Source organism: Lentzea sp. NPDC055074 (genome assembly GCF_053608005.1).
The window spans coordinates 88,090-112,912 of record NZ_JBSGUQ010000010.1 but is presented as its reverse complement, the minus strand read 5'-3'; the positions used below and the strand labels follow the sequence as shown (position 1 = coordinate 112,912).

23 protein-coding genes are annotated in these 24,823 nt (G+C 69.1%); 7 read left to right on the top strand and 16 right to left on the bottom strand.

All coding sequences use genetic code 11. From position 1 onward, the window contains the following. The first annotated feature begins 37 nt into the window (after nt 1-37). Nucleotides 38-3,718, top strand: coding sequence for a phage tail protein (locus ACWF7A_RS23360; RefSeq protein ID WP_452252581.1), 3,681 nt, complete (start codon nt 38-40; stop codon nt 3,716-3,718). On the opposite strand, the gene ACWF7A_RS23355 is transcribed toward ACWF7A_RS23360, so the two are convergent. Next, nucleotides 3,715-4,608, bottom strand: coding sequence for a LysR family transcriptional regulator (locus ACWF7A_RS23355; protein ID WP_452252580.1), 894 nt, complete (start codon nt 4,606-4,608; stop codon nt 3,715-3,717). The genes ACWF7A_RS23360 and ACWF7A_RS23355 overlap by 4 nt on opposite strands. Nucleotides 4,609-4,681: 73 nt before the next feature. Here ACWF7A_RS23355 and ACWF7A_RS23350 point away from each other — a divergent pair, with 73 nt between their 5' ends. Then, a complete protein-coding gene (locus tag ACWF7A_RS23350) occupies nt 4,682-5,575 on the top strand; it encodes an EamA family transporter (protein WP_452252579.1) in 894 nt (297 codons plus the stop codon). On the opposite strand, the gene ACWF7A_RS23345 is transcribed toward ACWF7A_RS23350, so the two are convergent. Further along, on the bottom strand, nt 5,499-6,998 hold the full coding sequence (locus ACWF7A_RS23345; protein ID WP_452252740.1) for a cobyric acid synthase: 1,500 nt from the start codon (nt 6,996-6,998) through the stop codon (nt 5,499-5,501). The two genes, ACWF7A_RS23350 and ACWF7A_RS23345, sit on opposite strands and share 77 nt — an antisense overlap. Nucleotides 6,999-7,026: 28 nt before the next feature. Between ACWF7A_RS23345 and ACWF7A_RS23340 the strand changes: the two genes are divergently transcribed. Further along, entirely contained in the window at nt 7,027-7,707 is a 681-nt protein-coding gene (locus ACWF7A_RS23340; protein WP_452252578.1) for a hypothetical protein, read from the top strand. Here ACWF7A_RS23340 and map read toward each other — a convergent pair. From map to dxr, 7 genes are all read right to left on the bottom strand, one after another. Then, the gene (map, locus tag ACWF7A_RS23335; RefSeq protein ID WP_452252577.1) at nt 7,694-8,551 is read right to left on the bottom strand and encodes a type I methionyl aminopeptidase; all 858 of its coding nucleotides are present in this window, start codon (nt 8,549-8,551) and stop codon (nt 7,694-7,696) included. The genes ACWF7A_RS23340 and map overlap by 14 nt on opposite strands. Before the next feature lie 10 nt (nt 8,552-8,561). Next, the gene (locus tag ACWF7A_RS23330; protein WP_452252576.1) at nt 8,562-8,690 is read right to left on the bottom strand and encodes a hypothetical protein; all 129 of its coding nucleotides are present in this window, start codon (nt 8,688-8,690) and stop codon (nt 8,562-8,564) included. Beyond that, nucleotides 8,690-10,480 carry a penicillin-binding transpeptidase domain-containing protein gene (locus ACWF7A_RS23325; RefSeq protein WP_452252575.1) on the bottom strand — a complete coding sequence of 597 codons (1,791 nt, stop codon included), beginning with the start codon at nt 10,478-10,480 and terminating at the stop codon, nt 8,690-8,692. The genes ACWF7A_RS23330 and ACWF7A_RS23325 overlap by 1 nt, the downstream gene beginning before the upstream one ends. Nucleotides 10,481-10,498: 18 nt before the next feature. Then, on the bottom strand, nt 10,499-11,350 hold the full coding sequence (locus tag ACWF7A_RS23320) for a GNAT family N-acetyltransferase (protein ID WP_452252574.1): 852 nt from the start codon (nt 11,348-11,350) through the stop codon (nt 10,499-10,501). A 122-nt stretch (nt 11,351-11,472) separates the two neighbouring features. After that, nucleotides 11,473-12,603: a flavodoxin-dependent (E)-4-hydroxy-3-methylbut-2-enyl-diphosphate synthase gene (gene ispG / locus ACWF7A_RS23315; protein ID WP_355295022.1), complete on the bottom strand. Its 1,131-nt coding sequence runs from the start codon at nt 12,601-12,603 to the stop codon at nt 11,473-11,475. 50 nt (nt 12,604-12,653) lie between these two features. After that, nucleotides 12,654-13,865: a M50 family metallopeptidase gene (locus ACWF7A_RS23310; protein WP_452252573.1), complete on the bottom strand. Its 1,212-nt coding sequence runs from the start codon at nt 13,863-13,865 to the stop codon at nt 12,654-12,656. 7 nt (nt 13,866-13,872) lie between these two features. Further along, on the bottom strand, nt 13,873-15,003 hold the full coding sequence (dxr, locus tag ACWF7A_RS23305) for a 1-deoxy-D-xylulose-5-phosphate reductoisomerase (protein ID WP_452252572.1): 1,131 nt from the start codon (nt 15,001-15,003) through the stop codon (nt 13,873-13,875). Nucleotides 15,004-15,139: 136 nt separating this feature from the next. Here dxr and ACWF7A_RS23300 point away from each other — a divergent pair, with 136 nt between their 5' ends. Beyond that, entirely contained in the window at nt 15,140-15,406 is a 267-nt protein-coding gene (locus ACWF7A_RS23300; protein ID WP_325521849.1) for a GlsB/YeaQ/YmgE family stress response membrane protein, read from the top strand. 123 nt (nt 15,407-15,529) lie between these two features. On the opposite strand, the gene ACWF7A_RS23295 is transcribed toward ACWF7A_RS23300, so the two are convergent. From ACWF7A_RS23295 to ACWF7A_RS23280, 4 genes are all read right to left on the bottom strand, one after another. Further along, entirely contained in the window at nt 15,530-16,180 is a 651-nt protein-coding gene (locus ACWF7A_RS23295) for a response regulator transcription factor (RefSeq protein WP_355294959.1), read from the bottom strand. Further along, a complete protein-coding gene (locus ACWF7A_RS23290; protein WP_452252571.1) occupies nt 16,177-17,781 on the bottom strand; it encodes a sensor histidine kinase in 1,605 nt (534 codons plus the stop codon). Before ACWF7A_RS23290 ends, ACWF7A_RS23295 begins: the two co-directional genes overlap by 4 nt. Nucleotides 17,782-17,853: 72 nt before the next feature. Next, on the bottom strand, nt 17,854-18,663 hold the full coding sequence (locus ACWF7A_RS23285) for an ABC transporter permease (RefSeq protein WP_452252570.1): 810 nt from the start codon (nt 18,661-18,663) through the stop codon (nt 17,854-17,856). Beyond that, the gene (locus ACWF7A_RS23280) at nt 18,660-19,499 is read right to left on the bottom strand and encodes an ABC transporter permease (RefSeq protein ID WP_452252569.1); all 840 of its coding nucleotides are present in this window, start codon (nt 19,497-19,499) and stop codon (nt 18,660-18,662) included. Before ACWF7A_RS23280 ends, ACWF7A_RS23285 begins: the two co-directional genes overlap by 4 nt. 44 nt (nt 19,500-19,543) lie before the next feature. Between ACWF7A_RS23280 and ACWF7A_RS23275 the strand changes: the two genes are divergently transcribed. Together ACWF7A_RS23275 and ACWF7A_RS23270 are read left to right on the top strand one after the other, a co-directional pair. After that, complete coding sequence (locus ACWF7A_RS23275) at nt 19,544-20,083, top strand: TetR/AcrR family transcriptional regulator (RefSeq protein WP_452252568.1); 540 nt, start codon at nt 19,544-19,546, stop codon at nt 20,081-20,083. Further along, nucleotides 20,058-21,170: a cytochrome P450 gene (locus ACWF7A_RS23270; RefSeq protein ID WP_452252567.1), complete on the top strand. Its 1,113-nt coding sequence runs from the start codon at nt 20,058-20,060 to the stop codon at nt 21,168-21,170. The genes ACWF7A_RS23275 and ACWF7A_RS23270 overlap by 26 nt, the downstream gene beginning before the upstream one ends. Here ACWF7A_RS23270 and ACWF7A_RS23265 read toward each other — a convergent pair. Beyond that, entirely contained in the window at nt 21,157-22,287 is a 1,131-nt protein-coding gene (locus ACWF7A_RS23265; RefSeq protein ID WP_452252566.1) for a polyamine ABC transporter substrate-binding protein, read from the bottom strand. The two genes, ACWF7A_RS23270 and ACWF7A_RS23265, sit on opposite strands and share 14 nt — an antisense overlap. Continuing rightward, nucleotides 22,280-23,419 (bottom strand): ABC transporter ATP-binding protein, encoded by a 1,140-nt coding sequence (locus tag ACWF7A_RS23260; protein ID WP_452252565.1) that lies wholly within the window; start codon nt 23,417-23,419, stop codon nt 22,280-22,282. Before ACWF7A_RS23260 ends, ACWF7A_RS23265 begins: the two co-directional genes overlap by 8 nt. Before the next feature lie 156 nt (nt 23,420-23,575). Here ACWF7A_RS23260 and ACWF7A_RS23255 point away from each other — a divergent pair, with 156 nt between their 5' ends. Then, nucleotides 23,576-23,833, top strand: a complete 258-nt coding sequence (locus tag ACWF7A_RS23255; protein WP_189153759.1) for a DUF2631 domain-containing protein — start codon at nt 23,576-23,578, stop codon at nt 23,831-23,833. On the opposite strand, the gene ACWF7A_RS23250 is transcribed toward ACWF7A_RS23255, so the two are convergent. Beyond that, on the bottom strand, nt 23,830-24,729 hold the full coding sequence (locus tag ACWF7A_RS23250; RefSeq protein ID WP_452252564.1) for an NADP-dependent oxidoreductase: 900 nt from the start codon (nt 24,727-24,729) through the stop codon (nt 23,830-23,832). The two genes, ACWF7A_RS23255 and ACWF7A_RS23250, sit on opposite strands and share 4 nt — an antisense overlap. Between the last annotated feature and the right edge of the window lie 94 nt (nt 24,730-24,823).

The following is a 24,823-nucleotide window of genomic DNA, read 5'->3' as shown; positions in this document are numbered from 1 at the left end:
AGGTCCGCGAAGTGCCCTCGCGAGTCAGGCTCGGGACATGGTCTCCGCACGCCGGGAAGCCGAGGTCACGGAGGCTCTCGCTGACGGCAGGCGTCAGGCCGTCCGCGTTTCCGGGAGCCCGCACGCCCTGCTCGCGTTGCAACGCGACGCGGGCAACGCCGCCGTGGGCGCACTCATGGCGGCCAAGCAGAAGCAGCCCGACGAGAGCGCGATCGACGCGGCGCTGAAGGAGGTCCGCCGCGACGAGCCGGAGATCGACACCGTCGAGAAGGGGTTGAAGGCGGCGCAGACGGCCGGGGTGCCGGTCACGCTGGAAGGCCCCAAGCCACCGGCGTCCGCGCTCGCCGTGACGACGACGGGGTTCGGCCCGAACGCGGTCGCGCCCAAGAAGCCCACGCCTCCCGCGAAACCCGTGCCCGCGCAGTCGAAGCTGGGCAAGGCGGGCGCCCGGCCTGCCTCCCCGGCCGGTTCCGCGGGGGCGCGACCCGGTGCGGCACCGGCGGTTCCGGCCGTCGCCGCGGCCGATCCGGCGTTCCTGCAGGTGACCGAGAAGGTCAAGGGCTTCGCCGCGGCCAAGAAGGCGCACCCGCCCGCGTCGGCGAAGGCCAAGGAGGCGCAGGACGCCGCGCAGGCCCCGTCCGACGACCTGGCGGGCCAGGCGAAGGCGTCCAAGGTCGACACGATGGACGCGCAGCAGGCGGGGTCGTTCGACAAGCAGGCGTTCATCGCGGCGGTGAAGACCGCGATCGAGGCCAAGTCGCCCAAGACGTTGCAGGAGGCCACCTCACCGCAGGGCAAGGCGGACGGCGTCGGCGCCGAGGTGAAGGGCATGGTCTCGCAGGGCAAGGATGGCCAGACCAAGGACGTCGAGGCCGCCACCGAAGCGCCTCCGGACCAGTCGAAGGCCGTGCCGAAGCCCGTCACCCCGATGGCACCGGAGAACCCCGGCACGGCACCGCCGATCCCGGCCGCCGGAGCCGTTCCGAAGCCCGCGACGCCGGCCCGGACCGACCTGAGCGCGGGCAGGCAGCAGGTCGCGCAGGAGCAGGGCGACGTCACCGACGAGCAGCTCCAGCACTCGAACGAACCACAGTTCCAGCAGGCACTGGACGCGAAGCAGACCGCCGCCGCGCACGCCGACACCGCGCCGGGCCAGTTCCGCGAGCAGGAACAGCAGGTGCTCGGCCAGGCCAAGGCCGACGCCGGGGCCGTCACCGCAGCGGGAGTGGCGGGAATGCAGGGCGCGAAGGGCGCGGCGCTCGCGGGCCTGGTGGCGGACAAGGGGAAGACGAAGACCAAGGACGAGGCCAAGCGCGCCGAGGTCACGACCCGTGTGCAGAGCATCTTCGCGGCCACCGAGACCGCCGTGAAGAAGATCCTCGACGGCATCGACCCCAAGGTCGAGGAGGCGTTCACCAAAGGCGAGGCGCAGGCGAGACAGGCGTTCGAGTCGTTCGTCACGGCCAAGGTCGGCGCCTACAAGCAGGACCGCTACAGCGGCTGGCTCGGCGGGTTCCGCTGGGCGAAGGACAAGCTGCTCGGCATGCCGGACAAGGTGAACGAGTTCTACACCGCCGGCCGCGAGCTCTACCTCAAGCAGATGGACGGCGTGATCTCACACGTCGCCGACGTCGTGGGCGGCGACCTCTCCCTCGCCAAGCAGCGGATCGCGTCCGGCAAGGCGGAGATCGCCGCGTTCGTGAAGACCCTCTCCCCCGACCTGCGGAAGGTGGGCGCCGAGGCCTCCGCCGAGATCGGCGACAGGTTCTCGCAGCTGGAAAGCGACGTCACGGACAAGCAGAACGCCGTCGTGGACACCCTCGCCAGCAAGTACGTCGAGGCGCGCCAAGGACTCGACGAACGCGTCGAAGCCCTGCAGGCGGAGAACAAGGGTTTCGTCGACGCCGCGATCGACGCCGTCAAGGGCGTGATCACCACGATCCGCGAGCTGGCCGCCATGCTGCGCGACGTCCTGTCCCGCGCCGCCGGGGTGGTCGGCGACATCGTCAAGAAGCCCGTCGAGTTCCTCGGCAACCTGATCGCCGGTGTGAAGGGCGGCATCCTCAAGTTCAAGGACAACATCCTCGACCACCTGCGCAAGGGCCTGATGGGCTGGCTCTTCGGCGCGCTGGCCGAGGCGGGCATCGAGCTCCCCGAGAAGTTCGACGTGCGCGGCATCGTCAGGCTGCTCGCGTCGATCTTCGGCCTGACCTGGTCGAACATCCGCTCCCGCCTGGTTCGCCAGATCGGCGAGAAAGCCATGTCGGCGGCCGAGAAGGGCGTCGAGATCTTCCAGGTCCTGACGTCCCAGGGCGTCGCCGGACTCTGGCAGATGCTGATGGACAAGCTCGGCGACATCAAGGAGACGATCCTCGCCCAGGTCAAGGACTTCGTGGTCACGAAGATCATCACCGCGGGCATCACCTGGCTCATCGGCCTGCTGAACCCCGCCGCCGCGTTCATCAAGGCCTGCAAGCTGATCTACGACGTCGTGATGTTCTTCGTGAACAACGGCAGCCGCATCATGAAGTTCGTCAACACCGTGATCGACTCCGTCGCGGACATCGTGCGAGGCAACGTGAGCGGCGTCGTCAACAAGATCAACGACGTGCTCGGTCAGATGGTCCCGCTCATCATCGGCTTCCTCGCGAGCGCCATCGGGCTCGGCGGCATCGGCGCGAAGATCCGGTCGATCATCGAGACGCTGCAGAAACCGGTGAACAAGGCGCTGGACTGGGTGATCAAGAAGGGGCTGACACTGGCCGGGCCGCTCATCAGGGCCGCCAAGGGGATCAGCGGCAAGGTGAAGGCGAAGGTCGCCGCCGGCAAGGCGTGGGTGAAGGGCAAGCTGACCGGCGGCGAGAAGGCCCCGGCGGCCGCGATCGACATCTCGAAGCCCGTCGACATGGACGGCGCCGGCCACACGATCTTCGCGAAGTCCTCGGGCCCCAAGCTCGTGATCGAGATGGCGTCCCGTCGCGAGGAGATGGGGAAGCTGCTCACGAGGGCACGTGCCGAACTGGCCGAACGCAACGAGCAGGACCTGCCCCGCAAGGGCCTGAGCAAGGCGCTCGACGGTGTGGAGCGTCCCCTCGCCCTGGCGGAGAACCTCTACTACTCGCAGTTCCAGCCGGGTGGCAAGAACACCGCCGACCTGGATCGGCGCATCAACGAGTACGTCGTCGAGGCCGCCGGCCTGCTGGTCGACATCGGACGCAGGTACAAGATGAAGAGCCTCGAACACCTCGTGCACGGATCGGAGTGGGTGACCGCCGAACAGGAGCTCAAGGGCCCCTACCGCGGTCTGAGCTTCCGGCCCCAGGTCTACGGCGGCTGGAACAAGGACAACGCCACCCGCGGCAAGAACCGCAAGGACGCCTTCGACCGGTTGCGCGCTCTCATCCCGGCGGGTTCCCCCGCCCTGAGCGATCGCAAGGCCTACTTCTGCCCGCACTGCAACCAGGTCCGCATCAACCACAAGGACCACCAGATGCTCACGTTCGACCACAACCCGTCGGTCGTGAACCACTGGATGTCCCACGGCGGCAACAACATGAGCTTCGACGAACGCAACACCTGGTACAACGGCGGGCCCGGGGGTTCGACGCTCGTGGCGATGTGCGGCCCCTGCAACTCGGGCAAGGGCGGCGACAACCCGGAACCGAACAACTTCAAGGTGGGCACGAAGTTCCGCGGCCGAGGTGAGGGCAAGGCCTAACCCACGACCTGCTTGATCACCTCGAGCGTCGCCGTGATCGCCGGGCGCCGCGACGCCTGCGTCCGCCACACCGCGTACAGGCGCCGCGTCGGCGTGGGCCGCAACGGCACCGCCACGACCCCGTCCGGCACCTCCTCCCGGCCGAGCCGCGGGATCAGCGCCACCCCGATCCCCTTGGCCAGCAGGGCCATCTGCGTCCGGTACTCGCTGATCCGGTACGCCACAACGGGTTCGATGCCCGCGCCGTGGAACGTCCGCTCCAGCCAGTCGAAGCAGATCGACCCTTCGGTCTGGCAGATCCACCGCTCACCGGCGAGGTCCACCGGTTCGAGGAACTCCCTGCGCGACAACGGGTTCGTGGCCGGGATCAGCACCTCGGCCACGTCGTCGCCGATGAACACGCGCGACAGCGACTCCGGCACGGGCAGGGGTGTGTTCGCCCAGTCGTGCACGATCGCCATGTCGAGCTCGCCGCGGGCGACGGCCTCGGTGGCGTACGGCGGGTCGATCTCCGTCAAGCGAACGTCGAGGGCCGGGTGTTGCTCGGTCAGTCCGACCAGGACGTCGGGCAGCAGGCCTCGGGAGGCCGTCGCGAACGCTCCGAGGCACAGGCGGCCGATGGCGGCGCCGCGCTGTTCCTCCAGCGCGACCTCCGCCTCCTCGACGAGCTTCAGCACCTGGCTCGCGGTCTCGGCGAGCAGGCGGGCGGCGTCGGTGAGGCGCACACCCCTGCCGTTGCGTTCCAGCAGCGTGGTGCGGGTCTCGCGTTCGAGCTTGGCGATCTGCTGCGAGACCGCGGACGGCGTGTAGCCGAGCACGTCGGCGGCGGCACCCACCGTGCCGTGCACGGCGATGGCGTGCAGCGCCTTCAGCCTTCCCAGATCAAGCATGTAGCGATGCTAAACTCATCACCTTAGAAAGCGGAACTGGTGCTAAATAGTTAGCGCGCGCAAGCTTGACGGCATGAGTCCCCGTCACGTGCTGCTCGCCGTTCTCGTCGCCGCCATCTGGGGCTTCAACTTCGTCGTGCTCAAGGTCGGTCTGGACGAGTTCCCCCCGATCCTGTTCTCCGCGCTGCGGTTCCTCGCGGCGGCGGTGCCCGCGGTGTTCTTCATCGGACGGCCGTCGGTGGCGTGGCGCTGGGTCATCGCGGTCGGGCTGGTGCTGGGCGTCGCGAAGTTCAGCTTCCTGTTCATCGGACTCGAGGCGGGCATGCCGGCGGGCCTGGGGTCGCTGGTGCTGCAGAGCCAGGTGATCTTCACGACGCTGTTCGCCGCCGTCGTGCTGCGCGAACGGCCGAGGCCCGTGCAGGTCACCGGCATCGCGCTGGCGGTCGTGGGCATCGGCGTGATCGCGTGGGACTACGGGCTGAGCTCGCCGCTGCTGGGGTTCGCGCTGCTGGTCGCGGCGGCGGCGTGCTGGGGCGTGTCGAACGTGCTGATGCGGTACGCACGGCCCGTGGACATGGTGCGGTTCATGGTGTGGGTCAGCGCCGTCGCGGTGGTTCCGCTCTTCGCACTGTCCGCGCTCACGGAGGACATGAGCGCGCTCGGCCGCCTCGACTGGTCCGGCGTGGGCGCGATCGGGTACGTCGCGTGGATCTCGACGCTGCTCGGGTTCGGCATCTGGGGGTTCCTGCTGCGCCAGTACGAGTCATCGGTCGTGGCGCCGTTCTCCTTGCTGGTGCCCGTGTTCGGGATGCTCTCGGCGTGGGTGTTCCTCGGCGAGGACCTGACCGCGCTGCAGGCCGTCGCCGGTGGGCTGGTGCTGGTGGGGCTCGCTATTCCGCAACTGCTGGGGCGCCGGGCGGTACGAACGGAAGTCCTGCCGGAGCCCCTCGTTCCAGCAGGTCGATGACCGCCTTCGCGTCGAGGTGGTCGGCGACCAGGTCGCCCAGCAGGTCCAGCTGGGCCTCGCGGGCGGCCTGGAAGCTCACCTCGCCCGGTTCGAAGTCGCGGCCCGCGCACTCGGCGGCCCAGCTCAGGAACCTCCGGCGGAACGCGTCGTTCTCCAGCAGTCCGTGCCAGTGGGTGCCGAGCACGCGGTCGGTCTGGGCGCCCTCCTCGCCGACCAACGGCCGTTCGGCGTTGCGCACGACCTGGCCGTGGTGGATCTCGTAGCCGGTGACGGGCTCTCCCCACGCCACGTCCGACGGCGTGGCCAGCGTCTTTCGTGCCTCGAAGCGGATGTCCACGTCGAGCAGGCCGAGGCCGTCGACCGCGCCGCTGCCCGACTCCACGTCGTCCTCGATGTGCCTCGACAGCATCTGGAACCCGCCGCAGATGCCGAGCACCGGACCGTCGAAGCGCTGGATCGCCTGTGCCAGGCCGGTTTCCCGCAACCAGGCGAGGTCGGAGACGGTGGCCTTGGAACCGGGCAGCACGACCAGATCAGCGTCGGCCAGCCGGGACGGCTCCGTCACGAACCGCACGGAGACGCCGGGCTCGCAGGCCAGCGCCTCGACGTCGGTGGCGTTCGAGATGCGCGGCAACCGGATCACGGCGACCCGCAGCCAGTCCTTCACGGGCGGCTGCGACCGACCGACGACGCCGTCCGCGTTGTAGGACAACGAGTCCTCTGCGTCGAGCCAGAGTTCCTCGCGCCACGGCAGCACTCCGAGCACCGGCCGTCCGGTCAGGGTCTCGAGCTGCCTGAGCCCCGGTTCGAGCAGACGCTCGTCACCGCGGAACTTGTTGACGACGAAGCCCGACACCAACGCCTGGTCCGCCGCGTCCAACACCGCGACCGTGCCGAAGAGGTGCGCGAACACCCCACCGCGGTCGATGTCGCCGACGACGAGCACCGGCAGGTTCGCCCGGACCGCCAGACCCATGTTCGCGATGTCGTTGGCGCGCAGGTTGATCTCGGCCGGCGACCCCGCGCCCTCGCAGACGACGACCTCGTGGTCGCGCCGCAGCCCGTCCAAAGTGGACAGCACGGTGCCGAGCAGCTGCTGCTTGCGTTCGCGGTAGCTCAGCGCGGAGACCTCCCCGACCGCCTGGCCGAGCACGACCACCTGGGACGTGCGATCGCTGCCGGGCTTGAGCAGCACCGGGTTGAACCGGACGCTCGGTTCCTTGAACGCGGCCCGCGCCTGGAACGCCTGAGCACGCCCGATCTCCCCACCGTCGAGTGTGACGAACGAGTTGTTGGACATGTTCTGCGCCTTGAACGGCACGACGTCGACGCCCTGGCGTGCCAGAAAGCGGCACAGACCGGCCACCAGGACGCTCTTGCCCGCGTCCGAGGTCGTCCCACAGATCAACATCGCGCCCCGCATGGACGCCAATGCTGCCATCATCACCCCCATGGTCTCCGTCGTGCTCATGCACAGCCCGTTCCTCGGCCCGTCGAGCATGCGACCGCTCGCCGACGAACTGGCCTCCGACGGGGTGACCGTCCTGCTGGCCGACCTGCAGATGACGATCAACGAGGCCCCGGTGCACCAGCGGCTGATCGGCGCGTTCGCCGACGCCCTGGAGGACGCCGGCGTCACCGGACCGCTCGTGCTGGTCGGCCACAGCGGCGCCGGCCCGCTGCTGCCGGCCTTCGCGGACGCCCTCGAGCTCGACGTGGCCGGCCTGGTGTTCCTCGACTCCGACCTGCCGACGCCGGGCAAGGCGTGGCGCGAGACCGTCGACCCCGCCCTCGTGAGCCAGGTCAAGGCGTCGGTGCGGGACGGCAAGCTGCCGCGCTGGGACCGCTGGTTCGACTCCGACCCGCTGCGGCTCGTGCCGGCGGGGCTGCGCGAGGAGATGCGCGACGAGGCACCAGAGGTGCCGTGGGAGTTCCTGAAGGAACAGCGCCCGAGCGTCGAGTGGTCCGGGGCGTGCGGGTACGTGCTGCTCTCGCCGGTCTACGAGAACGCCGCTCAGAAGGCCGAGGAGCTGGGCTGGCCGGTCGAGCGCGTCGAGTCGCACCACCTGGCGGCCGCGACGTCGCCCTCGGCGGTCGCGGCCGCGCTGAAGTCAGTCCTCAGCAGACTGTGAGGATCTCCGCGCCCGTCTCGGTCACGACGATCGTGTGCTCGAACTGGGCGGTCCAGCTCTTGTCCTTCGTGGTGACGGTCCAGCCGTCGTCCCACATCTCGCCCTCGTAGTCCCCGAGCGTGATCATCGGCTCGATCGTGAACGTCATGCCGGGCTCCAGCACCGTCTTCACCGACGGCTCGTCGTAGTGCAGCACGACGAGCCCGCTGTGGAACGTGCGGCCGATGCCGTGGCCGGTGAAGTCGCGCACGACGCCGTAGCCGAACCGGTTCGCGTACGCCTCGATGACGCGGCCGACGACGTTGAGCTCGCGGCCGGGCTTCACGGCCTTGATGGACCGCATCGTGGCCTCGTGCGTGCGCTCGACGAGGAGCTTGACCTCCTCGGAGACGGTGCCCGCGAGGAACGTCGCGTTCGTGTCGCCGTGCACGCCGCCGATGAACGCCGTCACGTCGATGTTCACGATGTCGCCGTCCTCGACGACGGTGCTGTCCGGGATGCCGTGGCAGATGACCTCGTTGAGCGAGGTGCAGCACGACTTCGGGAAGCCGCGGTAGCCCAGCGTCGACGGGTACGCGCCGTTGTCGCACAGGAACTCGTGCGCCACCGCGTCGATCTCGTCCGTCGTCACGCCGGGCACGACGACCTTGCCTGCCTCCTGCAACGCCTGGGCGGCGAGGCGGCCGGCGATCCGCATGGCCTCGATGATCTCCGGCGTCTGCACCCACGGGTCGGTCCCGCGCGTCGGCGCGGGCTTGCCAACGTACTCGGGACGCACGATGCGCGAGGGCACCTGACGCCGCGGAGATTGCACACCGGGTTGCAGCGCAGCACGAACAGCCATGCCCTCCAGATTAGCCGCCCGCGCGCGCACCACCAGGAACCTGGTCCTCCGCACGAGGCTCCGGCACCCGAGGGACGGGCAACAGGATGCCCGCCCGGATCAGGCGTTCACGCATGGTCAGTTCTCTGGTCTTGCTCATCACGGCACCGCCTTGAGGAACCTCGCCGCCACCTCCACGGCCGGAGTCGAAGTTTCTCCGCTGAGCACCAAGGTCGCGAACGCGAGATCGCCGCGGTAGCCCATGAACCACCCGTGTGAGTGCACGCCGTCACCGAACTGTGCGGTGCCAGTCTTGCCCCTCGTGTCTCCGTACGGCTTGAGTTGCGGTGCAGTGCCGGACTCGACGACCTCGCGCATCATCGCGCGCACCGGTTCGAGCGAGGCCGCGGGCGGTGCGGTCGGCTGTTTGTCCGCTTTGGTCTCCTTGCCCCGCACCAGTTGCGGCACCGGCATCGAGCCCTTCGCGATGGCCGCCGAGACGAGTGCCATGCCGAACGGCGAGGCCAGCACCTTGCCCTGACCGAACGCGTCCTCGGCCCGTTCCACGACGTCGGTCGCGGGCGGGACAGAACCGGTGATGGTGGTGAGCCCCGCGATGTCGAAGTCGACGCCGAGGCCCAGCGACAGCGCGGCGTCCGGCAGCAGGTTCGGCGGCATGTCGACGGCGAGCTGCGCGAACGTCGTGTTGCAGGAGAACGCGAACGCCGAGCGCAGCGGGATCGTGCCCTTGTCGAACTCGCTGGAGTTCGGCACGATCCGCCGTCCGTCGATGGTGGTCTTGCCGGGGCACGGCAGCGGGGTGTCCGCGGTGACCTTGCCGGACTGGATCGCGGCCAGCGCCGAGACGGCCTTCATCGTGGACCCCGGCGGGAAGCGGCCGGTCAGCGCCAGAGCGCCCTGGGCGTCGGCCGGGTCGTTCTGCGCGACGGCGAGGATGTCGCCCGTCGACGGCTGGATGGCCACCAGGATCGTGGGCTGGGTGAGCGGCTCGACGGCGTCCTCGGCGGCGGCCTGGATCGCCCGCGACAACGCGATGTTCACGGCCTTGGCGGGCTCGGGGGCCTTCGAGTGCAGCTCCTCGACCTCGGTGCCCTGCGCGTCGACCGTGCTGACGCGGAAGCCCGCGTTGCCGGCGATGTCGTTCTCCATGAGCTTGCGCACGGCGGGCAGCACCTGGGTGCCGAAGTTGCGGCTCGGCGCCAGCAACGACGTCTGCGAGCTGAACCGCACGCCGGGCAGCTCGTAGATCTTCGGCTTCACGGACTGGTAGTCCGCGTCGCGCAGCGCCGCGACCTGGTAGGCCTGGCCCTCCGGGGTCTTGCCCACGCCGTCGGTGATCGTCTGCTGGGTGATGGCCTTGTCGAGCGGGCCCAGCGCGTCCGCGAGGGCCTTGGAGACGGCTCCGACGTCACCGGCCTCCTTCGCGACGAGCAGGACCGACACGACGCGTTCGGGGGCGAGCAACGGCGTGCCGTCGCGGTCCAGCACCGGCGCTGGGTCCGGGGTGAGCTCGGTGAGCTTGACGGACTGCTGCGGCGTGAGCTTCGGGTGCGCCACCGACGGCGCCCAGTGGACCTTCCACGTGTCGCCTTCCTGGCGCACGTCGAACTTGGTCGGGTACGTCCAGTGGCGGTTCTTGCCGAGTTTCCAGTCGAACGTGACGGACGCCTCGGAGGCCAGCTCACCGTTCTTGCGGATCTGGTCGACCTTGGTGCTCAGGCCCTCCGGCTTGAGCGCTCCCCGGAACTTCTCGAGTGTCTCCTTGGCGTCGTTCGGGTTGTCGGTCATCCCGGCGGCACCCTGCACGTCACCGGAGGCGAGCTTGGCCAGGAAGTCGTTGGTGATCTCCGGCGGACCTGGTTCCGACTCGAACAGCCCACAGCCGCTCACCGTCACCAGCACCACCGTGATCGTCGCGAGAAGGCGCACCCGCGCGAGTATGCCCGTTCAGAAGAGCACGGTGGCGTATTGCCCGACTTGTTCGAATCCGATTCGGCGGTAGGCGGCCTGCGCCACGTGGTTGTACCCGTTGACGTAGAGGCTCGCCGTGCGGTTGAGCACCCTGGTCAGCCGGTCGGCGACCGCCGCCGTGCCCGCCGTGCCGATGCCCTCGCCACGGCGGTCCGGGCGCACCCAGACGCCCTGGATCTGTCCGACCTTGCTCGACATCGCGCCGATCTCGGCCTTGAAGACGACCTCGCCGTGCTCGAACCTCGCGAACGCCCTGCCCGCGGCGATCAGCTCCGACACCCGCGCCCGGTAGCCCGCGCCACCGTCCTCGGCGCACGGGTCGATGCCGACCTCCTCGATGAACATCGAGATGGCGGCGGGGAGGTAGCGGCCGAGCTCGCTCGGGCGGACCTGGCGGACCGTCGGGTCCGGAGTGATCTTCGGCGCCGTCGAGAGGGCCATCAGCGGCTGGTCGCCGCGCACCTCGCGGGCGGGCCCCCAGTCGGGCTGGAGCTCGTCCCACAGCGTCAGGACCTGCTCGGCGGGGCCGACGAGGCTGGAGCACATCCGGCCGCGGCGGCGGGCGCGGTCGGCGAACATGCGCATGGCCGCCGCGCTGCCCTTGAGCGGGATGAGGTTCGGACCGGAGAAGCAGAGGCCCTCGACCTTGCCCCGGATCGGCTTGGAGTCGGAGCCCCACATCTCGCCGCCCAGGCGCCACGGGTCCAGGCCGGCGACCTCGACGCGTGCGGCGACCATGCACGCGGCCACGGGGTCGTTGTCGAAGACCCCGCGCACGTCGATCAGGTCGCGCTCGTCGAGAACGCGCGCTCCGGCAAGCCTCAGCACGTCACCTAGCGTGCCAGATGGACCGTGTGTGTCGCATCAGCCAACAGTGCTCTGTGCCTGGACACACGGTGAGGGCCCCTTCCCGCGAAGTGGGAAGGGGCCCTCCGGTCGTTCGTGTGGACCTAGCCGACGGTGACGGCCGGGGACTCGCCCTCGACCGGTTCCATCTCCTCGGCGAGGCGCATGGCCTCCTCGATCAGCGTCTCCACGATCGCGTGCTCGGGCACGGTCTTGATGACCTTGCCCTTCACGAAGATCTGGCCCTTGCCGTTGCCGGACGCGACACCCAGGTCGGCCTCGCGGGCCTCACCGGGGCCGTTCACGACGCAGCCCATGACGGCGACGCGCAGCGGCACCTCCATGCCCTCCAGACCCGCCGTGACCTGCTCGGCGAGCGTGTACACGTCGACCTGGGCGCGGCCGCACGACGGGCAGGAGACGATCTCCAGCTTGCGCGGGCGCAGGTTGAGCGACTGGAGGATCTGGTGGCCGACCTTGATCTCCTCGACCGGCGGGGCGGAGAGCGACACCCGGATGGTGTCGCCGATGCCCTGGCGCAGCAGCGCGCCGAACGCGACGGCCGACTTGATGGTGCCCTGGAAGGCGGGGCCGGCCTCCGTGACGCCCAGGTGCAGCGGGTAGTCGCACTGCTCGGCCAGCAGTTCGTACGCGCGCACCATGACGACGGGGTCGTTGTGCTTGACGGAGATCTTGATGTCGTGGAAGTCGTGCTCCGCGAAGAGCGACGCCTCCCACATCGCCGACTCGGCCAGCGCCTCGGGCGTGGCCTTGCCGTACTTGGCGAGCAGGCGCGGGTCGAGCGAACCGGCGTTGACGCCGATCCGGATCGGGGTGCCGTGGTCCTTGGCGGCGGCCGCGATCTCCTTCACCTGGTCGTCGAACTTGCGGATGTTGCCGGGGTTCACCCGGACTGCGGCACAACCAGCCTCGATGGCGGCGAAGACGTACTTCGGCTGGAAGTGGATGTCGGCGATCACGGGGATCTGGGACTTCTTGGCGATCGCCGGCAGCGCGTCCGCGTCGTCCTGCGAGGGGCAGGCGACCCGGACGATGTCGCAGCCGGACGCGGTGAGTTCCGCGATCTGCTGCAACGTCGCGTTGACGTCCGACGTGAGAGTCGTCGTCATCGACTGGACGGAGACGGGGAACTCGCTGCCGACACCGACGTTGCCGACCATCAACTGCCTGGTCTTGCGTCGTTCCGACAGCACCGGCGGCGGCAGTGCCGGCATTCCGAGCATCACGCCGTCACTCATGGGTTGTGCACCTTTCCGTGGATCACTTATTGCAACCTGATCGGGTTGACGATGTCGGCGGTCACGGTCAGCAGCGTGATGGCGCCGCCGATGAAGATGACCACGTAGGTGAGGGGCAGCAGACGCATGTAGTTGACCGGGGCTCCGGCGGGCTTCCCGCGCAGCTTCCTCACCCAGTCTCGCACCCGTTCGTAGAGGTTGACGGCGATGTGACCACCGTCAAGCGGGAGCAACGGCAGGAGGTTGAACACACCTACGAAGAAGTTCAGCCCCGCGAGCATAAGGATGAAGAACGCCCACAGACCGCGCTCGGCCGCGTCACCACCCAGCCGTGAAGCACCAACCACCGAGATGGGCGTGTCCAGGTCGCGCTCTCCGCCACCGATGGCCTTCACCACCGCCGGAATGCGCTCCGGGAAGCGCATGAGGCCCTTCCAGGTGTTCACGAACATGTCGCCGGTGAACGCGATGGAGGCCGGGACCGCCGCGAGCGGGCTGTACTCGAAGTTCTGCTGCCAGGTGACGCCGATGGCGCCGACCTCCTTGACCTCGCGGCCGCCCTTGCCGTCGAGCACCTCGCGGGTGACCTGCGGCACGTTCACGTCGAGAGCGATCTCCTTGCCGTCGCGCAGGACCTTGAACTCGGTCGGTCCGCTGAGCGCGCGGGTGATCTCGAGCATCTCGGACCACGTCTTGATCGGCTTGCCCGCGATCGACGTGACCTCGTCGCCGGGCTGCAGGCCCGCGTCCTTGGCCGGGGCCGGGGCGCCGGGCTGGCACGGCGCGGTGAGGCCGACGGTGTGGTCCTGCACGCAGGGCGTGATCTCGGCGAGGACCGGCAGGTCCTTGTTGTTCGGCAGGCCGAGCGACATCGCGAGGATCAGCAGGATGATGAAACCGAGGATGAAGTGCGTGATCGAACCGGCGGACAGCACGACGACGCGCTTCCACACCTTCTGGTTGTAGAAGGCGCGCTTGCGGTCGTCCGGGTGCACGTCCTCCAGCGCCGTCATGCCGGTGATCTCGCAGAAGCCACCGGCCGGGATCGCCTTCAGGCCGTACTCGGTCTCGCCCTTGCGGAACGAGAAGAGCTTCGGGCCGAAACCGATGAAGTACCGGGTGACCTTCATGCCGTAGAACTTCGCCGTCAGCAGGTGCCCGAACTCGTGCAGCGCGATCGAGACCGCGATGCCGAACGCGAACAACAGCACCCCGAGGATGTTGATGAATGTGTTCACGGAAAGTTCAGTTCCTTCCAACCAGCTCGCGGGCACGTGCGCGTGCCCAGTCCTCGGCGGCCAGGACCTCCGCGACGTCCGCGGGGTCGTGATGCCATTCGTTCGACTCGCCGAGAACCTGGCCGATGGTGTCCACGATCGACAGGAACGACGTGTGGCCGGCGACGAAGGAGGCGAGTGCCTCCTCGTTCGCGGCGTTGTAGATGGCAGGAAGGCAACCGCCAGCGGTGCCGGCCTGCCGCGCGAGCTCGACCGCTGGGAACGTGACGCTGTCCAGCGGTTCGAACGTCCACGAGGTGGCGGTGTCAAAGGTACAGGCGGCGGCCGCCCCCGCGACGCGCTCGGGCCAGCCCAGCCCCAGTGAGATGGGCAGCCGCATGTCCGGGGGCGACGCCTGCGCGAGCGTCGAGCCGTCCGTGAAGGTGACCATCGAGTGAATGATGGACTGAGGGTGCACCACGACGTCGACGCGGTCGTACGGGACCCCGAACAACAGGTGCGCCTCGATCAGCTCCAGGCCCTTGTTGACGAGGTTCGCCGAGTTGATGGTGACGACCTGCCCCATGGACCACGTCGGGTGCGCCATCGCCTGCTGCACGGTGACCGATTCGAGCTCTTTGCGCGTTTTGCCCCGGAAAGGGCCACCGGACGCGGTGAGAACCAGTTTGTGGACCTCGTTCTCGGTGCCCCCGCGCAGACACTGCGCGAGCGCCGAGTGCTCGGAGTCGACCGGCACGATCTGGTCGGGCTTGGCCGCCTTCAGCACGAGCGGCCCGCCCGCGATGAGCGACTCCTTGTTCGCGAGCGCGAGCGTCGCCCCCGACTCGAGCGCCTTGAGCGACGGCTCCAGCCCCCTGGACCCGTCCATGCCGTTGAGGACGACGTCCGCCGGACACGCCTCGATCAGGTCGACCATGCTGGTCAGCGTCCTGACACCGGGCACGTCGGCGCCGTTGGCGACCGCGACCGTCTTCACGTCGAACTCTGCTGCCTGCTGTTTCAACAGGTCCAGCTGACGACCGCCGGCGCCGAGCCCGACGACCTGGAAGCGGTCGCGGTTGCGCCGGATGACGTCGAGCGCCTGGGTGCCGACCGAGCCGGTCGACCCCAGGACCAGGACAGTGCGTGGAGTACTCATCGCCCCTCATTGTTCCGGAGAGTGCCTGAGAGCCTCGGCACAGCCCGTTACTTTGATAACGGAGTGGTTTTGGAGGTGTGAAGTCGCCAGATCGAGGGCATTCCAGCTTCGTCAAGTCGTTGGAAGGAGACTCTCGGTGGGCATCCTCGGATGGATCGTGCTCGGCCTGTTGGCCGGAGCAATCGCCAAGGCGATCATGCCGGGCAAAGACCCGGGCGGAATCATCATCACGATGCTGATCGGCATCGTTGGCGCGATCCTGGGCGGATTCATCGGATCTGCCATCTTCGGGACCGATCTGGGCTCGTTCTTCGAAATCCGGACGTGGCTGCTGGCCATCGTCGGATCGTTGGTCCTGCTGGGCATCTATCGCCTGGTGACGGGCCGTCGAACCCACGCTTAGGCGCACAGACGTTGGAGGCCGTCCGGGTGTCACCCGGACGGCCTCTCGTGTTTTCGGTCGCTGCTCCGCAGACTCCGGCTCGTTCGCCGGGAAGCTGATCGTGGCTTATCGGAGCAGGTCCGGTCAGTTCGCGATCCCCGCGTCCCGCGCCAGCAACGCCGCCTGCACCCGGTTCGTCAGCCCCAGCTTCGCCAGCAACCGCGACACGTACGTCTTCACCGTCGCCTCGGACATGTGCAGCTTCGCGCCCACGTCGGCGTTCGACATCCCCTGCCCGAGCAGCGCGAGCACCTCGACCTCGCGATCGGTCAGGCCCTCGACGGCCTTCTGCGCCTCCTGCCGCTTCGGCTGCCCGGAGGTCGCCACCATCCCGACCACGCGCGACGTGACCATCGGCGACAGATACGCCTCACCGTTGTGCACAGCACGCACGGCCCGCAGCAGCTCCTCGGGTGCGGAGTCCTTCAACAGGAACCCAGCCGCACCGTCGGACAGCGCGCGCACGATGTTGTCGTCCTCGCCGAACGTCGTGAGCATCACGACCCGCACGGAGGGTGCCACCACCCGCAGTTCCTTGGCGCACGCCAGGCCGTCCATGCGCGGCATGCGGATGTCGAGCACGGCCACGTCCACCCTGCGCTCGCGGACGATCTGCACCGCCTCGCGGCCGTCGCCTGCCTCCGCCACGAGCTCGATGTCGTCGGCGGTGCCGAGGATGGCCTTGATGCCCGCACGCATCAGCGGCTCGTCGTCGGCGATGAGCACCCGGATCATTGACCTGTCCTCTGCACGTGGATCTTCTTCTCGACCAGCTTGCCGTCTCGGAAGCAGAAACGCACCACTCGGGTGCCCTTCGCGAGGTACGACTGCTCGTCGGTGATGTGGTAGACGCACCGTGCGCCCGGCGGTTCGGGGCTGGCCTGGGACGTGCGTTCGCCGTCGGCCACCAGCGGTTCGTCGCCCGCCGGGAGCAGCCGGAGCACGTCGGCCTCGGACTGGCCCTCCTGGATCCGGTCGAGGTTCTCCTGGGAGACGACCTCGGTCACCGGCTGCGCGCCCAGGTAGGTGAAGCCGCCGATGATGACCGTCATGACCAGGGACGCGCCCGCGATGGAGCCGACGCCCGCCCACTTGCGGATGCCGCGCGGGGACTCGGTCTCGTCCTGCTCGTCCTCTGGTTCGTCGGGGAGCGGTGTTTCCTCGTACGGCAGCACAGCGGCGATGCGGAAGCCGCCGGACGGCAGGCCGCCCACGTGCAGGATGCCGCCCGCCACGCGCACGCGTTCGGTGAGGCCGATGAGACCCACGCCCGGTGCACCGTCGGAAGAACCGTTGCGTGACGGGTTGTTGCGCACCTCAACGACGAGGGCGTCCGGTTCGTACTTCACCGTCACCTGCACGGCGGCGCCCGGTGCGTGCTTCGCGGCGTTGGTGAGGCCCTCTTGCGCGACGCGATAGGCCGCGTGAGAGACACGGGACGGCAACGGGTGGGCTTGCCCGCCGCGAACCAGACTGACCAGAACACCGGCCTTGCGCGCGTCGCTCACCAACGAGTCGATGGACTCCGCGGTCCGTGTCGCCGGGTCGTCGTCGGGACCGTCCTCCGCCCGCAGCACGCCGATGATCGACCGCAGCTCCCCCATGCCGGTCAACGCGGCCGAGCGCAGCACCCCGATCGCCTCGCGCTGCTTGTCCCCCAGCGACGGGTCCAGCGCCAGCGCGCCGGCGTGCACGGAGATCAGCGACAGCCGGTGGCCGAGGCTGTCGTGCATGTCCTGGGCGATGCGGCTGCGTTCGCGCAACCGGACCTGCCTCGACAGCATCTTGTGCTCACCGCGCATGCGCGCCTCGCGGTCCTGCATCGCCTGGATCAGCGCCTCGCGTTGCGCCAGGTACCGCCCGACGAGGAACGGCAGTGCCACGCCCACACCGAAGATCGTGACCAGGATCAGCATCCCGTAGACGGGCTCGATCTCGAGCGGGCGCTGGTCCCAGTCCCACACCAGCACCACGATGACGAAAGTGACCCCGGTCGACGCCACCGCCTTGACCCACGACTCGACCCGGCGGCCGGCCGTGTAGCTCACCAGGACCATCATCGCGGGCCCGACGAACGGGATCGCCGCGCTGCCGATCATCACCGTCGCCGGCAGCAGGTGCCGCAACGGGAGCAGCACCACGTAGAGCGCGGCGATCGCCACGAGCGCCCAGCCCGACGCCTTCGTCTCGGCCCACGGCCCCGGCCACACGTCCAGCAGGACCGCGGCGACCATCACGATCAGGTCGCCGACGAGCCGCACGACGGTCAGCCCGCGGAACCGGGCCAGGGTGTCGGCGCGGAACGCCTCCGCCCTGGTCCGCACAGCAGTAATCACGCTCTCAAGCTACGAGACGTCCCACCTTCCGCGCGGCACGCTGGAGTATCGAGAACGCGCGACGAAAGTTGACTAGAGCGCCAGCTTCGCGGCTGATCCGGACCTGCGCGCCCGCCACGACGCGATCACCACTCCGACGATCAGCAGCAGGGCCGTGGCCGCCACCATCAACGTCGACAGCGCCACGATCTCCGGCGAGATCCCGCGCTTCGAGGCCTGCGCGTAGACGAACACCGGCAGCGTCGTCGACCCCACCCCGGTCAGGTACGACGAGATCACCACGTCGTCGAACGACAGCAGGAACGCGAACGCCGCGCCGGCCGCCACCGCGGGCGCCACCAGCGGCAGCGTCACGGTCCGGAACGCCACGAACGGCGACGCCCCGAGATCGGCCGCGGCCTCCTCCATCCGGACGTCCATCCCGGACACCCGCGACCGCACCACGACGACCACGAAGCTCAGCGAGAACGCCACGTGCGCGCACAGCAACGCACCGAACCCCAACGGCACCCCGACGAGCTTCACGAAGAACCCGAGCATCGCCACACCCATGACGACCTCGGGCACCACGAGAGGCAACGACAGCAAGACGGTCCACAGCCCACGACCGGGAAACGCCCGCCGCAGACCGAAAGCCGCCAACGTCCCGATGACCGTCGAGATCACCGCCGACGCCAACGCCAACTGCAACGTGAGCTGCAAGGACGCGAACACGCGCGTGTCGTCGGCAAGCTCCGCGTACCACTGCAGCGAGAACCCGCTGATCCGCGACAACGACCGGGACGAGTTGAACGACGCGATGGCGAGCCACGCGATCGGTGCGTACAAGAACAGGAAGACCAGGCACACCACGGCGCCGAGCACCCACGGACGACGGTTCACAGCACGTCCTCCCCACGCCGTCCGCGCACCACGAGCACGAAGACCACCAGCACGAGCAGCAACACCGCCATCGCGGACCCGAGCGGCCAGTTGTTGCCCCCGCGGAACTGGTCGTCGATCACCGACCCGAACGTCGACTGCTCCACCCCGCCGAGCAGCTTCGGCGTCACGAAGTCCCCCGCCGCGGGCACCAGCACCAGCAGCGACCCGGCCAGCACACCGCTCATGACCCCCGGCAGCACCACGCGGAAGAACGTCGACACGCGGCCGTGCCCGAGGTCGTACGACGCCTCCATCAACCGCACGTCGAACCGTTCGCACGCCACGTACAGCGGCAACACCATGAACGGCAGGAACCCGTACGTCAGGCCGAGCACGACGGCACCGTCGCTGAGCAGGAACCCGCCGTCGCGGTCGAGCCCGGCCCACCCGAGCACGGTGTTCACGAGCCCCTCGCCGTCCAGCAGCGCCTTCCACGCGTAGATCCGCGCGAGGTAGCTCGACCAGAACGGGATCAGCACCGCCGCGAGCAGCGCCGTCCGGTAGCGCCCGCCGTACCGCGCGATGAACCACGCCAGCGGGAACCCGAGCAGCAGGCACGCGACGGTCGTGGCGCCCGCGTACAGCAGGGTCCGCCCGAAGATCGGCAGGAACGCCGGGTCCAGCGCCGTCCGGTACGCCTGGACCGTCCACGGCAGCACGGCGCGGGCGACACCGGTGTGGCGCGTCGCGAAGCTGAACTCGACGACCACGACGAGGGGTGCGATCAGGAAGAACCCCAGCCAGAGGCCGGTCGGGGCGAGGAGGGCGTTGGCCTTCAGCCAGCGTCGGAGCACGGAACGGCATCCTAGGTGCTGAACACTGATGTACCGTTGTGAACATGAGTGTTCACCTGCTGCAGACGGCGACGTCCGTCCTGCTCAAGGACCCGACGGCGTCCCTCGGCGACGTGGCGCGGGCGGCCGGTGTCGGCAGGACCACACTCCACAAGCGCTTCCCGACCCGGACGGACCTGGTCCGTGCCGTCGCGAACGACGCGCTCGACCTGATCGACTCGGTGGCCTGCCAGGTGGACTTCGACCGCGACGACGCGCTCGAGGACCTGATGACGCGCCTGGTCGCGCTCGGCCCAAGGGTGGAGTTCCTGCTCCGCTTCCCCGGCCTCGAACGCGACGGGGAGCTGAGGGCTCGCATCGAGGCGATGGACCGGCCCGTGCTCGACCTGATCACCCGGCTGCAGGGCACCAGGCTGCGCCGCGACCTGCCCGCGTGGTGGATCCTGCACACCCTCTACGCCGGGCTCTTCAACGCCTGGGAAGCGATCAGTTACGGCCGTCTCGCGCCGTTGGACGCTCCCCGGTTCGTGCTGTCCACGGTGTTCGAGGGGGTAGGCAATGCTGGAGCAACTGACCGGACATGAAGACCCGCATCCGATCTATGAACGGCTACGCGCGCACGGCCCGCTGACGCGCGACAACGGCATGTGGCTGACGACGAGCCACCCGCTGGCCAACAAGATCCTGCGCGACCGCCGGTTCGGCGTCAGGTTCACCGACGGCAGCTATCCGGCCAACGGGAGCCTGCTGCCCGAGTCGTTCCTGGAGCTCGACCCGCCGGACCACACGCGGCTGCGCAGGCTCGCGATGCCGGCGTTCAGCCCGAAGAAGATCGACGAGTACCGGGCGCGGGTCGAGAAGGTCGCCGACGCCCTGCTCGACCACGACGAGTTCGACCTGATCACGGACTTCGCGGCGCCGCTGCCGATCTCGGTGATCAGCGACCTGCTCGGCATCCCCGACTCCGACACCGCCGAGTTCGCCGACTACGGCGCGCTCGTCGCCGCGTCGTTCGACTCGGGCGTCACCGCGGAGATGGCCAACGCCAACGACAAGGTGCTCGCGCTGTTCGACCGGCTCATCGCGCAGCGGCGCAGGACGCCCGGCGACGACGTGATCAGCTCGCTGGTCGCCGCGGAGGCCGAGCGGAGGCTGACGGCCCAGGAGATGCTCGGCACGTTGGTGCTGCTGCTGGTCGCGGGCTTCGAGACCACCGTGAACCTGATCGGCAACGCCACGCGGGCACTGCTCGACCACCCGTCGCAGTGGAGGCTCTTCAAGGCCAACCCCGATCTCGCACCGGCGGTCGTCGAGGAGACACTGCGGTGGGCGCCGCCGGTGCAGCTGACCAGCCGTGTCGCGCACGAGCCGGTCGACGGGATCGACAAGGACGAGTGGGTGACCGTGCTGATCGGTGCCGCGAACCGCGACCCCGAGGTCTACCCGGAGGCGCACAAGTTCGACGTGATGCGCGTGCACAAGCCGGAGCACCTCGCGTTCTCCAGCGGCATCCACTACTGCCTGGGTGCGACGCTCGCGCGCATGGAAGGCGACGTGGCGCTGCGCGCGCTGGCCCGCCGCATGCCCGAGCTGAAGCAGGCCGGACCCGCGAGGTTCCGCGACTCGGTGGTGATCAGGGGGATGAGGAGCTTCCCCGTCAGCCGGTCTTGACCTTCGTCCAGGCGTCCGCGTAGAGCGCTTCCGCGTCGCCGCCGAGGTCCTTGGTGAACGGGAGCTTCGCGAGCTGGTCGTCCGGCGGGTAGACCACCGGGTCGTTCAGCAGCTCCTTGTCGATCAACGGCTTCGCGGCGGCGTTGGGGCTGCCGTACCGGACGGCGTTGGACAGCGCGGCGCCCGCTTCCGCACCCAGGACGTAGTCGAGGAACCGGTGCGCGTTCGCGGCGTGCGGAGCGTCCTTCGGGATGACGAGCAGGTCCACGTAGGACAGTCCGCCCTCGACGGGGATGGCGTACCCGATGTCGTCGTTGGTGGCACGGGCCTGGAACGCGTCACCGGAGTACGACTGCGCGAGCCGCACCTGGCCGGACGTCAGCGGTTCGATCACGTCCGAGGTGATCTGGCCGAGCTTCTTCTTCAACGACAGCAGGAAGTTCGCCGCGTCGTCGATCTGCCGCGCGTCGGTGGTGTTCGGGTCGTGGCCGAGCTTCAGCAGTCCGATCGCCATGCCGTCACGGGCCTCGTCGAGGATCGAGCTGCGCCCCTGGGCGTCCGGCAGGTCGTAGGCGTCGAACCCGGTGACGTCGCCGCCGATCTGCGACCTCGAGAACGCCAGACCCGTTGTCCCCCAGGCCCACGGCACCGAGAACCGGTTGCCGGGGTCGTACTCGGCCTCCACGAACCGCGGCTCCAGGTTGCGCAGGTTCGGGATCGCGTCGTGGTCGAGCGGTTGCAGCAGGCCGGAACGCAGGAACCTCCGCAGGAAGTTGTCGCTCGGCACCACGAGGTCGTAGCCGGCCTGGCCGGACGCGATCTTGGCTTCCATCTCGTCGTTGGTCGAGAAGTTGTCGTACGTGACCTCGACACCGGTCACGGAAGTGAAGCCCGGCAACGTCTCCGGCGCGATGTAGTCGGTCCAGTTGTAGAAGTTGAGCTTCGGCTCGTCGGTCAGGTTCACGGCCTTGCCCGCGCTCGGACCGCCGGAGTTCGCCGGCGCCGGGCCGACCGCGCACGCGGCGAGCGCGAAGAACGCCATCGAGCCCAGCATCGTGCGCCGGGTCACCCGCGGGCTGTCGACGTCCCACAGCCGGGCGATCCGCAGCTCAGCCATCCGAGGACTCCAGCAGCACGGTGAACTCCGGGTCCCAGGCCATCCGCACGGGCTGGCCGGGCGCGCCCGCGTCGTCGATGCGCTGGGCGTTCTGCACGAACGCCGTCAGCACGCCGGCCGGGGTCCCGACCACGAACTGCGTGGAGACGCCCGTGTAGACGACGTCCTGCACCACGCCGGCCAGCACGCACCAGCCCGTCGGCGGCTCGGCGGAGGTGTTGAACAGGTGCACCTTCTCCGGCCGCACGGTCGCGGCGACCTTGCGGCCGTGGCTGACGCCGCCCGAGAACCTGGCGCGCAGGTTCGAGGCGCCCGGAGCCGTCAGCGAGACCAGTCCACCGTCCACACCGGACACCTCGGCGTCGAGGATGTTGGACGTGCCGATGAACCCGGCGACGAACCGGGTCGCGGGCCGTTCGTAGACGTCCTCGGGGTAGCCGACCTGCTCGATCCTGCCCGCGTTCATCACCGCGATGCGGTGCGAGAGGACCAGCGCCTCCTCCTGGTCGTGCGTGACGTAGAGGAACGTCGTACCGACCTCGCGCTGGATGCGCATCAGCTCGATCTGCAGTTCCTTGCGCAGCTTCGCGTCGAGCGCGCCCAGTGGTTCGTCGAGCAGGAGGAGCTGCGGACCGGCGGCGAGCGCACGGGCGATGGCGACGCGCTGCTGCTGACCGCCGGAGAGCTGCGCGGGCCTGCGCTTGGCGAACTGCGACAGCCGCACCAGTTCGAGGTGCTCGCCGACGCGCTTCTTCAGCTCGTCGCCGCGGATCTTCTTGCGCTTGAGGCCGTACGCGACGTTGTCCCACACGGACATGTGAGGGAACAGCGCGTACGACTGGAAGACGGTGTTGACGTCCCGCTTGTACGGAGGGACGCCCACCATGTCGTTGCCGTCGAGCTCGATGCGGCCCTCGTCGGGGTCGACGAACCCGGCGATCATGCGCAGGACCGTGGTCTTGCCGCAGCCGGACGGGCCGAGCACCGAGAAGAACTCGCCCTCGTGGACGTCGAGCGAGACGCCGTCGACCGCCACCTGGTCGGAGAAGCGCTTGCGCACACCGTGGAGACCGATCTCGACGGGGGCGAACGTGTCCGGGGCGGAGGCCTCGGCGGGAGAGAAGCCGGTCAAGTCGAGGCGCCTTCACAAGGTCGGACGGGTGTGGCCGCGCTGAGCGTAGACCGGCGCGACCCCGCCGGTCAGCCGTGCGCGCGCGACCTCACACATCCGTGCTCACTCACATGTGCGACGATGACCTCGTAATCCGGATGAGCAGTGGAGGAAACCGTGGCTACGTCCTCGGAACTGGACAAGCGTCCTGCCGTCGACCCTCACGAGGAGCCGTCGCACGAGTGGGGCTGGCACGGCCAGCTGCCCAAGGGCACGCGCATCGCCGGCTGGCTCTCCGCGATCTTCTGCTTCCTGATGCTGATCGGCAACCACCACGGTCAGACCGAGAACATCTGGCTCGTGCTCTCCGGTGTCACGATCATCGCGCTGCTCCTGTGGGACGCCGCGCGCCGCAAGAAGCCCTGGCGCCGCTAGAGCGTCTCGAGCACGATCTTGCCCTGGGTGCGACCCGTCTCGCCCAGGGCATGCGCTTGTGCGGCGTCCTCCAGCGGGAACGTCGCGTCGACGTGCACCCTGAGCTCACCCGACTCGACCAGCGCCGCGATCGCCTCCAGGCCCGCGCGGTCGGGCTCGACCAGGATCGGGCTGGTCCTGATGTCGTCGCGGATCGGCCTGTCCACTCCGGACGGCACGCCGACGAACAACCCGCCGGGCCGCACCGGGGCCGGTGACGCACCGCCGACCAGGTCGACGAGCACGTCGACGTCGTCGCCCGTGTAGTCGCCCCGCGTGTAGTCGATCACCTCGTCCGCGCCGATGTCCTTCAGGAACGCGTGCTTGGGCTCGCGCGCGGTGCCGATGACGTACGCGCCGTGGGCCTTCGCGATCTGCACCGCGAGATGCCCGACACCACCCGCCGCGGCCGTGATCAGCACCTTCTGCCCCTTCTGCAGGTCAGCGGTGTCGATGAGGACCTGGTGGGCGGTGAGCGCGGCCAGCGGCAGGGCGGCCGCCTCGACGTGGGTGAGGCTCTTCGGCTTCTTCGCGAAGTGGCGGGACGGCGCTGTGACGTACTCGGCGTAAGCGCTCGCGGCCCGCGGGAACCACGGCATGCCGTAGACCTCGTCGCCGGGCTTGAGGGTCGTGACGCCGAAGCCGACCTCCTCGACCACCCCGGAGACGTCCCAGCCGTTGATGAACGGGAAGGTCTGCATCCCGGCCATGCCACTGCCCGCGCGGGTCTTCCAGTCGACGGGGTTGACGCCGGCCGCGTGCACCCTGACCAGCACCTCCGTCGGGAGTGGCGCAGGCTTGGGCACGTCGGTGAGGGTGAGGGGGCCGCCGAACTCGTTCTGGATGATCGCTCGCATGCGTACAAGCTTGGGAGAGCAGGTCACTTTCCGCAATCAGGCACTATCTTGTGCACTAGGTACCTGGTAGAAACTAGCCGTGATCAGGGACGTT

Coding starts and splice junctions, on each gene's coding strand:
- dxr (WP_452252572.1), bottom strand. CDS start 15,003: ATGAGTACTCCACGCACTGTCCTGGTCCTGGGGTCGACCGGCTCGGTC.
- ACWF7A_RS23340 (WP_452252578.1), top strand. CDS start 7,027: ATGGTCTCCGTCGTGCTCATGCACAGCCCGTTCCTCGGCCCGTCGAGC.
- ACWF7A_RS23360 (WP_452252581.1), top strand. CDS start 38: ATGGTCTCCGCACGCCGGGAAGCCGAGGTCACGGAGGCTCTCGCTGAC.
- ACWF7A_RS23275 (WP_452252568.1), top strand. CDS start 19,544: ATGAGTGTTCACCTGCTGCAGACGGCGACGTCCGTCCTGCTCAAGGAC.
- ACWF7A_RS23355 (WP_452252580.1), bottom strand. CDS start 4,608: ATGCTTGATCTGGGAAGGCTGAAGGCGCTGCACGCCATCGCCGTGCAC.
- ACWF7A_RS23350 (WP_452252579.1), top strand. CDS start 4,682: ATGAGTCCCCGTCACGTGCTGCTCGCCGTTCTCGTCGCCGCCATCTGG.
- ACWF7A_RS23330 (WP_452252576.1), bottom strand. CDS start 8,690: ATGAGCAAGACCAGAGAACTGACCATGCGTGAACGCCTGATCCGGGCG.
- ACWF7A_RS23270 (WP_452252567.1), top strand. CDS start 20,058: ATGCTGGAGCAACTGACCGGACATGAAGACCCGCATCCGATCTATGAA.
- ACWF7A_RS23295 (WP_355294959.1), bottom strand. CDS start 16,180: ATGATCCGGGTGCTCATCGCCGACGACGAGCCGCTGATGCGTGCGGGC.
- map (WP_452252577.1), bottom strand. CDS start 8,551: ATGGCTGTTCGTGCTGCGCTGCAACCCGGTGTGCAATCTCCGCGGCGT.
- ACWF7A_RS23345 (WP_452252740.1), bottom strand. CDS start 6,998: ATGCGGGGCGCGATGTTGATCTGTGGGACGACCTCGGACGCGGGCAAG.
- ispG (WP_355295022.1), bottom strand. CDS start 12,603: ATGCCGGCACTGCCGCCGCCGGTGCTGTCGGAACGACGCAAGACCAGG.
- ACWF7A_RS23265 (WP_452252566.1), bottom strand. CDS start 22,287: ATGGCTGAGCTGCGGATCGCCCGGCTGTGGGACGTCGACAGCCCGCGG.
- ACWF7A_RS23250 (WP_452252564.1), bottom strand. CDS start 24,729: ATGCGAGCGATCATCCAGAACGAGTTCGGCGGCCCCCTCACCCTCACC.